The sequence below is a fragment of the Paenibacillus sp. AGC31 genome (genome assembly GCF_057334655.1).
Genome location: NZ_JBHFJH010000027.1, coordinates 494,836 through 506,432, shown reverse-complemented (window position 1 = coordinate 506,432; position 11,597 = coordinate 494,836). Strand labels below are relative to the sequence as shown.

8 protein-coding genes are annotated in these 11,597 nt (G+C 46.1%); 1 reads left to right on the top strand and 7 read right to left on the bottom strand.

Annotated features, from left to right (window positions below; translation table 11 throughout):
- Window positions 1–20: 20 nt before the first annotated feature.
- The 4 genes from ACE04G_RS14385 to ACE04G_RS14370 all read right to left on the bottom strand — a co-directional run bounded on the left by ACE04G_RS14385 (window position 21) and on the right by ACE04G_RS14370 (window position 7,376).
- The gene (locus tag ACE04G_RS14385) at window positions 21–2,843 is read right to left on the bottom strand and encodes an endo-1,4-beta-xylanase (protein ID WP_405131836.1); all 2,823 of its coding nucleotides are present in this window, start codon (window positions 2,841–2,843) and stop codon (window positions 21–23) included.
- A 252-nt stretch (window positions 2,844–3,095) separates the two neighbouring features.
- Window positions 3,096–4,100, bottom strand: a complete 1,005-nt coding sequence (locus tag ACE04G_RS14380; RefSeq protein ID WP_237176193.1) for a LacI family DNA-binding transcriptional regulator — start codon at window positions 4,098–4,100, stop codon at window positions 3,096–3,098.
- 129 nt (window positions 4,101–4,229) lie between these two features.
- Complete coding sequence (locus ACE04G_RS14375) at window positions 4,230–5,237, bottom strand: protoglobin domain-containing protein (RefSeq protein WP_449004122.1); 1,008 nt, start codon at window positions 5,235–5,237, stop codon at window positions 4,230–4,232.
- Window positions 5,238–5,480: 243 nt separating this feature from the next.
- A complete protein-coding gene (locus tag ACE04G_RS14370) occupies window positions 5,481–7,376 on the bottom strand; it encodes a PrkA family serine protein kinase (RefSeq protein ID WP_036669848.1) in 1,896 nt (631 codons plus the stop codon).
- A 361-nt stretch (window positions 7,377–7,737) separates the two neighbouring features.
- Between ACE04G_RS14370 and ACE04G_RS14365 the strand changes: the two genes are divergently transcribed.
- On the top strand, window positions 7,738–8,583 hold the full coding sequence (locus tag ACE04G_RS14365) for a DUF2161 domain-containing phosphodiesterase (RefSeq protein WP_449004123.1): 846 nt from the start codon (window positions 7,738–7,740) through the stop codon (window positions 8,581–8,583).
- 112 nt (window positions 8,584–8,695) lie between these two features.
- Here the strand turns inward: ACE04G_RS14365 and ACE04G_RS14360 are convergent, their stop codons facing one another.
- From ACE04G_RS14360 to ACE04G_RS14350, 3 genes are all read right to left on the bottom strand, one after another.
- Window positions 8,696–9,322 carry an FMN-dependent NADH-azoreductase gene (locus tag ACE04G_RS14360; RefSeq protein ID WP_036610012.1) on the bottom strand — a complete coding sequence of 209 codons (627 nt, stop codon included), beginning with the start codon at window positions 9,320–9,322 and terminating at the stop codon, window positions 8,696–8,698.
- Between the two features lie 191 nt (window positions 9,323–9,513).
- Window positions 9,514–10,737, bottom strand: a complete 1,224-nt coding sequence (locus ACE04G_RS14355) for an aminotransferase-like domain-containing protein (protein WP_076209159.1) — start codon at window positions 10,735–10,737, stop codon at window positions 9,514–9,516.
- Window positions 10,738–10,873: 136 nt separating this feature from the next.
- The gene (locus ACE04G_RS14350) at window positions 10,874–11,530 is read right to left on the bottom strand and encodes a response regulator (RefSeq protein ID WP_449004124.1); all 657 of its coding nucleotides are present in this window, start codon (window positions 11,528–11,530) and stop codon (window positions 10,874–10,876) included.
- Between the last annotated feature and the right edge of the window lie 67 nt (window positions 11,531–11,597).

Sequence of the window (11,597 nt, the reverse complement as noted above, 5' to 3'; positions counted from 1 at the left end):
CTAATTCACAACAAAATATTCTATTTGCGAGTCAATAACAGACTGCCAAAACCGGAAGTATCTTGATAAGAGTTACCTGATGAATCACTCCAGATGGACACACTGCTTCGCTTGCCATCCCCCGCGCCATCATCATTAACTTGCAGATCAAATCCAATCCATCTTTGCCCTTCAGCACGAACGCTATCTAGTGGGATTGCCACTTCAACTGTATACCCTCCGCTTGTTAATCGGGTAGCTGATTTGAAACTTTCTTTCCGTGCATTTCCTCCAAAAGAAGCCTCATTATCAAAATTGACCCGGTACTGGGCGTCATCCTCCTGATAGAATGTTGTCTGATCTTTGCTCGGGTCGATAAAAATCTCGATCGAATCCTGCTCATGTGCATTAGAACTTAATTTGCTTCGCAAAGGATCTTTCACATCTGCCAATACGTACAGGTATTTCTCATCCCATAACAGCTGTGCAGTCGCCGTTGCACCGGAGTTTCCGACCACCCAGACATCCGTTTTAACAGATGCAGCCTTTTTCCAGACGTTATCCTTTTTTGCATCAATTACAGGTTTGCCATAAGTGACCTTGGTTTGTTTCAAGACAGAACCGAGCTTCAGTTTGCCCCGGTTGGCTGGTTTGTCGGGCTGTTGATTGGAAATATCATTCCAAACGATGGTCGCTGTCTTTCCAGCAGCATATTCATCCGTAATCCGATAATCCAGAGACAAGACCTGGCCTTCAGTAAGTAAAGCAGCTGACATAGGCAGTGATGCGTATACAACATAACCGGTTTTTGTCTCCTGTACATTGTAAGTATTTTTATCTTTGCCTTTACCACCATCCCGTTTAAATGTATATTGACCATTGGCAGACGGCGGATTTTTCTTCTTGGCAGACAGATCAGCTTCAGAAGTTGCAGCACCTGTCCCCTTGACTTCTTCCGCGAGGAAAACCTGCACCTGATCCCCTTTGCGACGTGTGGTATCCTTCACTTCCACTCGTAAATTCACCTTTTTGGCATCCCACATCATACGAGCCTCACCCGTAACCGCAGATGTACCATCTGCCAGATGATTAATTTCCAGTCCTTTCACAGCACCCCAAAGAATATCTTCCTGTCCTTTATGATTCGGGAAAGAAGGGCTGGCCTTCAATGCTGTCCATTCATTACGATAGATCGGAAGGGTGGCAGGGTCCACCAGTGCCCAAAATGCCGGTTTTGCTTTTAATTTACGATCAAACAGCAACGGTGCATCTTTGCGTCCTTTGACCGGATGATTGTCAAGCCATGTACCATCATCTGCAAGTCCCCAGACCGTAACACTGTCCATCACGCCGCGTTTCCCCAAATCTTCGAACAGGTCAAACAGTTCACGATAACGATAAGCTTGTTGCAGCATTAATTCATCTGTGACAGGCATCTCCAGTTCAGAATTACTTGAATAGATCGAAACGTCCAGCTCTGTAACCTGTACATTCACACCAAGAGCGATCACTTTCTCAAAAGCCTCACGAATGAGCTTTACATCCGGTCCGTACATCGACACATGCATCTGGAATCCAACCGCATCAATGGGTGTTCCTTTGGCAAGCAGCTTCTCTACAAGCTTCACCATATCATTTACCTTGTTTCCATTGCCCTCCATTCCATAGTCATTAATCACCAATACCGCATCGGGGTCAGCCTCACGTGCATAACGGAAAGCCAGTTCAATGTAATCACTGTCATCTCCGTCGCTATCCACATCCCCAATAATATCTCTCCACTTGGAATTACTGGCCTCATTCCGCAAGCCGCCTCCGTCTGAGATGACTTCATTGACGACATCCCATGTATGAACCTTTCCTTTGTACCGACTCACGATGGTTTGAATATGCGTTTTCATCCGTGCAAGCAACTGTTCCCGCGTGGCAGGTTTCGAAGCATCATCCGGATCCGTAAAGAACCAATCCGGCACCTGACTATGCCATAACAGCGTATGACCTCTGATTTCCATGTCATTTGCTTCGGCAAACTTCACCAGGCGATCTGTCTCTGACCAGACAAACTGTCCTTCCTGAGGCTGCATCGCATCCATTTTCATAAAGTTTCCAGCTGTAATACTATTAAAATGTTTCGTCAACAGCTGGGAATGCGGATCTTCCGCGTCCAGTGCAGACTGGTCGATTGCCGCTCCCATTGCATAGTGTTGTCCCACAACATCCACTAGATTCGGAATGTTCGGCTCTATTTCAATTTTTTCGGCTTCCGTAATCAGTACATCATCCACGTAAAAAGTAATCGTATCCGCCGACGTCACTTCCGCTGACGTCTTCCAAGGTGTCTCTGCATACATGCGGAATCCGGTGATGCCGCTATTTTCTCCAGGGATCACCACATCTGCCTCGATTTTTTTCCACTGTCCCTTGTTCAGAGTTGCAGAGGCAAACGTAGCATATTCTCGACTTGAAGCGTCGTTATTGTACTCTTTCTCCAGTGAACCGTTAATGACCTGACTGTCCGGCCCTTCATCGTACATGGCCCAAAATGAAATATGAACCGTGCTGCCCTTCTGTACATGGTCTATTACTTCAATTAAGGGTCCATGGAACGTTTCGGTACGGGAAGAGGTTCTCAGGCTCCGTGTACTGTCGTGACCTACTTGCGTGACAATATCGAGTTTCTCATTCGCACGTGGACGCCATTGTCCCAACACACCATCTTCAAAATTAGCCTCAAACAGTACTTCATCATCGCCAGTCTTAACGTCCGCAGCCGCAGCACGTGTCCCTCCTGTTCCCACACTTGGGAACAAACTGAAGATCAATACAGCCGACAAGCACAAGCTCCACCATTTTCTCAAATGCATCCGATCTCCTCCTTGGTTGGTTGTTTGTGAAGAGTAACCTTTGTTCTGTCATGCGCCAGCCCTTTACAAGATCGTTGTGCAGGATTGGATAGTCGTTATTGAACAGAAATTGTAAGCACTTTCATTATACGATTGCCAGCGAACTTTGTTTACCCGTTAAACTATAGGACTTATTTTAAAAACTTCACAATAAGATAAAACGACAAAAAGCACAGCTTGTTAGCTGTGCTCCATGTCACCGTCATTACATATTTACACTTTTAAAGGTGCTGTGGTCTGACGGACAACCAGATTGGAAGGTTCCGTCACCACGGGAGGAGAATAAGATGGATTCTCGATCATGGCAATCAGATATTCGATGGACTTAATGCCGATGGAATAGATATTCTGATTCACCGTGGTCAACCCCGGTTTGAATACCTCAGCATAATACGTGTTATCGAACCCGACAACCGAGATATCTTCTGGTACACTCAGTCCATGCTTTTCAATTTCATGAATCGCACCAAAAGCAGACATGTCTGATGCACAGACAATTCCCGTTGGTTGATCCTGAAGTGCCAGCAATCGTCGGGCGGCCTTGCTTCCTCCGTCGAAGGAATAATCGCAGATCTCCAGATATACCGTAGAATACGGGATGCCGCATTCTCGCAGCCCTTCCCGATATCCTTCCAATCGTAGATTGGCTACGGCAGGTCCAAGTGTCCCTGAGATATAGGCAATTTTGCGGTGCCCAAGCTCATGCAGATGTTTGACACCCATCGAGATCCCGTTCGCGTTATCCGTAGTAATGTAACCGGCACGTTTGCCCAACATGTCCGTATCAACAAACATCGTTGGAATCTCTGCATCCACCAGTTCCTGAATACTCGTGTTTTCTCTGCCTTCCCCGAATACCACAACGCCATCCACATTACGACTGCGGCAATGTTTGATGAACGAGTACGCCGGATCATCGAATCGAGTAGACAACCGGACCAGGTCATATCCACTGTTCTCCAGCGCTGTCTTGATCCCTTCCAGCAACTCCGACACAAAAGGGTTCGTAAACGGAACCGTTAACAGTACGCCCACCGTCCATGAACGGCGTTTGACGAGTCCACGTGCGACCACATTGGGTTGATATTTCAATAATTCGATGGCTATATTGACTTTTTTGCGTGTTTTTTCACTTACATCAGGATAATCGTTTATCACTTTGGAAACGGTTGCAACAGATACTCCCGCTTCCTTGGCTACATCATGGATAGAAGCCATCTGATCACCTCAACCTCTTTCGAATCCCCTGTCTCCGGCTGCATTTTCTATAACATCGGCAGGTTTGTCTACCCATTATAGCTTAAAACAGCCTGAAACGGTATGGAAGGTTCCTAATGCTTTTAAGCTCTATTCCTGCTGTTCCAGATTCTTCAAATCCAGAGACAGTTTCTCCATTGTTGTTGCAAATACAGCGAGTTCAGCCGAGCGTGAAGCTTGGCTACGTGCTCCGCGAGACGTATGATCCGACTCCTGCTGCACACTGCTCAGTTTCTTCATGATCTTCTCCAGATTAGACTGAATCTTACCCTGGGCATCCCGGGAACTGGCTGCAAGCTTGCGCACCTCACTGGCGACTACTTCGAAGCCACGTCCAAACTCTCCTGCATGAGCAGCTTCAATCGCTGCATTCAGGCCGACAAGATGACTCTGATCCGATATCTCGCGAATGAGTTCACCCATTTTTCCGATCTGCTGGATCTCTCCTGTTAATTCGGTAAGCAGAACCTGAGCCTGATCCTGAGAAGCCGCTGTTTCTTTGGCAACACTCGATATAGCCATTGCACTTTCATTTAATTCACTAATCATGCCTGTAAGCTCTTGGGTAATCTGCGTAATTGCCTGTAATGTATGTTGTTGGTCATCGGCAAGCTGATGTAACTTTTCTTTTTCTTTCTTCTCATAAGCTTCAAGGACAAGCTGTGAATCCAGATTGAACATTTTGCTGAGCGCTTGAATGACAAGATGCCAGGAATCAGGAATAACCTGTTGGAATATGCTCGTTGCAATATCCAGGTAGACCATATAGGTACCCAGATAATAATCTTCAGACAGACCAATCCGTGAATGCACAAGTCCAATCGCAATCCGTTGCTCAATATATGCGTCGTCCACGATTCCGTCCGTCATCGATAACCAGTACATCTTCTGTGTTTCTTTTAGACGATCAATGGTAGAGAACCTTGCGATCAGATCTACCAATTCGGGATAATTTCCCACATGATTGTAGAAATGATCCACCACTTCATTAACGACTTTTTGAAAAACAGGCCGATGATCGGCAAGTAGTTTTAGATCCCCTGTGGTTAATCCCATGTAATCAAGTTGCTTCTGTCTTGTTGCGGAAATACTGCTCATATCTGGTTCAGTCAGCTCCTTAATAAACACTAAATTACTTCAAATTGTAAATATATGTATTGATTATAGACTAAAATACCTAAATATACATATACCATTAGAACTAATTCTCTTTAAAATTAACCTTATTTGTCAGCTTTTTAGATTAATATGACCTTCATGAAATTAAAAAGGCCCTGACTCTGCTGTGAAGGAGCCTCACAGCAGACATCAGGAGCCTGATCCGGAATGGTTTGTTGCCGATTAGCGATTAAGCAGACTGCCCACATAACGTAACAGTTCATTCGCGCTGGCTGCGGTGTATCCATGTTCCTCAATTAAACGTTTAATGACTTCATTCATACGTTTCAATTGTGTTGCATCCGGTGTTTTGGTTGAGGTTGTGATCTTGACGATGTCTTTCAGATCGGTGAACAACTTCTTCTCAATCGCTTCACGCAAACGGTCATGGCTGCTGTATTCGAACTTGCGCTCCTTGCGGGAGTATGCCGAGATTCGGATCAGAATCTCTTCTCTGAACGCTTTCTTTGCATTCTCGGAGATCCCGATCTGTTCCTCAATGGATCGCATCAGACGCTCATCCGGGTCCATCTCTTCATCCGTGAGCGGGTCACGCATCTTGGACCAGTTGCAGAATGCTTCAATGTTATCGAGGTAATTCTCGAATAACGTTCTTGCGGATTCCTCGAATGAGTAAACAAATGCTTTCTGCACTTCTTTCTTGGCCAGTTCATCATACTCCTTGCGTGCAAGAGCAATGAAGTTCAGATAACGCTCCCGCTCTTCCTTCGTGATCGAGGCATGTTGGTCCAGACCATCCTTGATCGCCCGCAGAATATCCAGCGCGTTAATGCACTGAAGATTTTGCTTAATCAAAGCACTGGAGATCCGGTTAATGACATACCGTGGATCAATGCCGGACATCCCTTCATCCAGATACTCATTTTGCATCTCGCGCAGATCAGCTTCTTTGTATCCTTCCACTTCTTCACCATCATACATTCGCATTTTTTTAACGAGATCCATGCCTTGTTTCTTCGTTTCCTTCAAGCGGGTAAGTATCGAAAAAATGGCTGCAGTCCGCAGTGCATGCGGTGCAATATGAACATGCTTCATGTCACTTTGCTGAATGAGCTTGGCATAGATTTTCTCTTCCTCGGATACCTTCAAGTTGTACGGAATCGGCATGACAATCATCCGGGATTGCAGTGCCTCATTCTTCTTGTTGGAGATAAAAGACTTATACTCCGATTCATTCGTATGCGCCACAATCATTTCATCCGCACTGATTAAGGCAAAACGTCCTGCTTTGAAATTTCCTTCCTGCGTGAGCGACAGGAGATTCCATAGGAATTTCTCATCACATTTCAACATCTCCTGGAACTCCATTAACCCACGGTTCGCCTTGTTCAACTCCCCATCAAAACGATAGGCACGTGGATCGGATTCGGAACCAAACTCCGTAATGGTGGAGAAGTCGATACTACCCGTCAGATCGGCAATATCCTGTGATTTCGGATCGGATGGACTGAACGTTCCTATTCCCACGCGATTATCTTCGGAAACAATGACCCGTTCCACCGGTACCTTGCTGATATCACCACCATATTCGGTACGGAGTCTCATCTGGCAGGATGGGCAAAGGTTACCCTCAATACGGACTCCAATTTCCTTTTCCACTTCAGGACGAAGCTCCAGTGGAATCAGATGCAGCGGTTCCTCATGCATCGGGCATCCATCAATGGCGTATATGGCACCTTTCTCTGTCCGCGAGAACTGTTCAAGCCCCCGCTTCAGCAGCGTCACCAGCGTCGATTTTCCTCCACTTACGGGACCCATCAGGAGCAAGATCCGCTTCCGTACATCCAGACGGCGTGCTGCCGAGTGAAAGTATTCTTCAACCAACTTTTCAATCGAACGGTCCAGCCCAAAGATCTCCTGTTCAAAAAACTTGTACCGCTTATGCCCACCTACTTCTTCCACCCCAAACGATTCAATCATCTCATACACTCTGGCGTGAGCCGTCATTGCCGGAGTCGGGTCCTCTCTCAGCAGTGCAATATAATCTTCAAATGTTCCGTTCCATGTCAAACGGTCACTCTCTGCCCGATGTTCCGCAACGCGTTCAAAAATATTCATGCTTGGTACCTCCCATGGCTCCTTTAGTGTGATTGTCAACCATTCCGAATGGTATGAAGAAATCAATAGAATTGCGGCTCCTGCTTGAATACCAATCTTGCGGTACTGTGTAGTCCCGCCACCCTCTGTCCAAACGTCTTGTTTTGTTGTGAAAAGTGTATTACATACCTATGCGGCAATTCGGATAAGTTGACCTCTTTTTTTCAATCAACCGCTTCGAATTTTGGCTTTTCCCTGTTCTATCAGACATCTTGTGCCTTCAGAAAAAAAAGAACGAATATGATATAATGAGGGTTCTAAATTTAGGAAACCGGACAACACATGGTCAGAGACAGGCCACTTCTGGAAAGGAGCACGGACGATGGCAGTGAAATACGAAACCGAATTATATTCGCCTGTGAAGGCTTTCTTTGAGCAGCGTGGCTTCGACGTCAAGGCGGAAGTCAGACATTGTGACCTCGTCGGAGTCAGATCGGACCAGGACGAACCACTCATTGTGGAGATGAAAAAAACATTTAACCTCTCCTTGTTGCTACAGGGCATGCAGCGCTTGAAACTTAGCCCGTTCGTGTATCTGGCCGTCGAGCGCAATCGCAGTAAACGCGGAGCCGTAAACCAACGCTGGAGCGAACTGACCGCACTATGCAGACAGCTCGGCCTGGGGCTACTGACTGTCACATTTTACAAAACCAAAGCTCCCCTGATTGATGTACTGTGCGAACCTTCAGCCCAGACACCCCTTACTAGCGCCAATCAAGTTGCTCGCAAAAGCGGTGTTCGGCGGAAACGATTGCTCAAGGAATTCGACGAACGCAGCGGAGACTACAATACGGGAGGCAGCACACGAAGACAGCTGGTCACAGCATATCGTGAGAAGGCTTTACGTGTCGCATCCGCTCTACGGACGAACGGAGAAGCCTCTCCAGCCAACCTTGCCAGACAGACAGGCGTAGGTTCTGCAGCAGCGATTCTGCAAAAAAATTATTATGGCTGGTTTGAACGCCTCTCCCGTGGAAAATATATTTTGACGATTAAGGGAGTACAGGCGTTAACCGAGCATGCACACATGCTTGAGGATAATGATATGATTGAACGAACCATTAATGAACTCGATGTAACGTATTCTGTATCTGGTGAAAATAAGGACGACCTTGCATACATCGCTGAAACAGCGGAGCAGTACTTGAAAAATACAGGCAAGATCTGATTCTGATCATCTGAAAGTAACGGATACGAAAAAATGAGAATGCAAAAAAAACGCCTGTAATCTCCACTGGAGACTACAGGCGTTTTGATGTGTTCTATATAAATGATTGCTATTAGAATTTTACTGCTACTTCGGAAGCCAATTTCAGACCTGCAGTAACGATTTCTTCAGCACGATCTGCAGAAGCGTTATGTCCTTCAACGATAACCACTTCTGGGTTTTGAATGCCCCACAAGCCGAGAACTGTTTTCAGGAAGTTCAGGGACATTTCAGCAGCTGCCATTGGGCCTTCGGAATATACGCCACCACGTGCGTTAAGCAAAGCTACTTTTTTGTCGCCAGCAAGTCCTACAGGACCTTCAGCAGTGTATTTGAATGTTTTACCAGCTTGGCTCAGGTAAGCAATGTAGTTTACCAATGGAGCTGGAACAGTGAAGTTCCACAGTGGGAATGCAAATACAACTTTGTCAGCTGCCAGGAATTGATCTTGCAATTGTGCTGCAAGTGAAGCTGCTTTTTGCTCGTCAGCTGTCAGTTCAAAACCGTTAGCTGCTTTGTAAGTACCTGTGATAGCAGTGTTACCATAGAATGGGAATTCTGTATTGTAGAGATCCAACTCAGTAACTGTGTCACCTGGGTGAGACTCTTTGTATGCGCTCAAGAATGCATCGTACAATTTAACGCTGACTGCTTGATCTGCAGGACGGTCATTTGCTTTAACAAATAAAATATTAGACATGTTGAATTTTCCCCCGTTAGATAAAATATATGAGTGCATTTTCTGAACCGGCCACCATTGTAGCTTATATAAAGAAACCAACAACTCATTAATTCATATTATATATAAAAATGTTAGTGGATGCAATAACGTAATCACTTTGGTCATGAACCCATTTTAATTTTTGCTACAAAATCTATTTTTGATCTGACTTAGCTACGAGCCGTAAATTCGGCAATGGTTTCACTGATCAGGTTCATGCCAAGCAGCAATTCATCCCGGCCCGGATGGCTAAAGTTCAATCGAATATAACGTTGATCCTGTACACCTGTAGAACATAGTGATCCAGGAAGAAAGGATACACCTTTGGGCAAAGCCGCTTTAAGCAGAGCGCCACTATCCAATCCTTCAGGCAACTGTACCCACAGATACATTCCGCCCTCAGGGATGTTGTACTGACACCCTTTCCAGCCAGGTCTTTTCAACAGTTCAAGCATCAGTTTGAGTCTTGTCTTATACTCCCGATTCAACATGGATAGGTGATCACTCCAACGAAAAGGGGAATGGGCAAGCAATTGATACAACAGCCGCTGATTCATCGGACTGGACTGACCATCTGCAATTCGTTTAACCGAGGCCATGGCCTGAATCAGCGCAGGATGTCCAGCAGCCCATCCGGTTCGAAGAGCGGGCGCTACCGTTTTGCTGAACGAACCAATGTAGAGAACATGTCCACCCTGATCGGCAGTATCCAGTGCAAAAAGTGAAGGATATTTACGATAGAATTCCGTTGGCTCAAGGCCATCGAAATGGAGCTCTCCATAAGAATCATCTTCCACAAGCAGTACACCATAGCGCGAACACAGCTCAAGGACTGCCTCCCGCCGCTCCATACTCCACAAAGCACCGGTCGGATTCGAGAAACTGGGTGCAGCAAAAAGCAGCTTCGGTCTAACCTGCTGCATGTGATGCTCCAAAAGGTCTGGCAGTATGCCGTCCCGATCACCCATTACGGGCACAATCTTGGCTCCTTGCATCTCCAGAACCTCAAGACAGCCTGGAGATGTGGGATGTTCAACCAGTACAGAATCTCCTGGCTCAAGCAATAGACGCATCACCAGATCAATGGCCTGCTGGGTACCAGTGGTCAACAGAATCTGTTCGGGTACCGTTCGTATGCCTTTGCGTGCATTCCAGTCTTTGTTCAACCACTCTCTTAGGGGGGTGTAGCCTGCTGGCTCTCCATATTGCAATGCGGAGGGGCCTGAACTAAAGACAGACACCGCTGCTTCTTCCAACAATTTGAAAGGAAACAACTCCTCCGCAGGCAATTCTTCTGCCAGAGATATGAAATAATCCCTGCCAGACATCTCACGTATATCCCTCAGTGGTGATGACAAAAGCCTGTTGGTACGGGAAGCAAAGAAATATTTCATCGATCCGTTCCCCTTTCATCCCTATTCCGAAACTGTACTCGCAGTCCGCAGCCCTACAACCTATTCCTGCTCGCCATCGAATATGACCGGATGCATACCGAACTGTTGTGATCATGGGAAGAACAAACCTGTTTCGTCAGGATCCCGTCTTCACTTGTCTTGCATGCAAGGCATAACGTTCAATGGCCTGTGCTCTACTGCTTACTTCCAGCTTCACGTATATTTTACGCAGGTAATTATCAATGGAACGTCTGCTAACGTTGATCTCATTCGCTATTTTATCATAGGTTACACCCTGAACAATTCTTTCCATGATAAAAGTTTCGGTTTCTGTTAATTCAATGACACGTGCTTCTGTCGGAGACTCCACAGGTTGCGCCCACTCCGCACTGTTTAACCACGACAATGGAATGGACACATGGCCCTCACGTAATCCAGAGATCAGATGAATCAGCTGGCTAGGGGAAGCCTGTTTGGATAACATGCCGCTTGCACCAAGGCTCATCAGATGACGAAACAGCTTCACATTATCTTCATCCGTCAAAATAATGATGTGACTGTGAGCTGACAGATTCTTCATCTGGGGAATATATTGATCTGCCTGACCCTCCGGAAGACGATAATCCATTAGAATCAGATCAGGCTGGTGAATATTCACCAGATCGAGCCCTTCTGTTCCGGTCGAAGTCATGCCACGTACCGTCAGATCTTGCTGCTCTTCCAAAATCAATTTTGTACCGAGCATGCTGGTGGGGTGGATATCTATGATGACCACCTGCCATACTTTTTTCATTGTTGTTCCCCCTGTTATGTATTGGACAAATAACTTTTAAATTCTGTCATGATGAATTCATCGTCTA

Coding starts and splice junctions, on each gene's coding strand:
- ACE04G_RS14385 (WP_405131836.1), bottom strand. CDS start 2,843: ATGCATTTGAGAAAATGGTGGAGCTTGTGCTTGTCGGCTGTATTGATC.
- ACE04G_RS14380 (WP_237176193.1), bottom strand. CDS start 4,100: ATGGCTTCTATCCATGATGTAGCCAAGGAAGCGGGAGTATCTGTTGCA.
- ACE04G_RS14375 (WP_449004122.1), bottom strand. CDS start 5,237: ATGAGCAGTATTTCCGCAACAAGACAGAAGCAACTTGATTACATGGGA.
- ACE04G_RS14370 (WP_036669848.1), bottom strand. CDS start 7,376: ATGAATATTTTTGAACGCGTTGCGGAACATCGGGCAGAGAGTGACCGT.
- ACE04G_RS14365 (WP_449004123.1), top strand. CDS start 7,738: ATGGCAGTGAAATACGAAACCGAATTATATTCGCCTGTGAAGGCTTTC.
- ACE04G_RS14360 (WP_036610012.1), bottom strand. CDS start 9,322: ATGTCTAATATTTTATTTGTTAAAGCAAATGACCGTCCTGCAGATCAA.
- ACE04G_RS14355 (WP_076209159.1), bottom strand. CDS start 10,737: ATGAAATATTTCTTTGCTTCCCGTACCAACAGGCTTTTGTCATCACCA.
- ACE04G_RS14350 (WP_449004124.1), bottom strand. CDS start 11,530: ATGAAAAAAGTATGGCAGGTGGTCATCATAGATATCCACCCCACCAGC.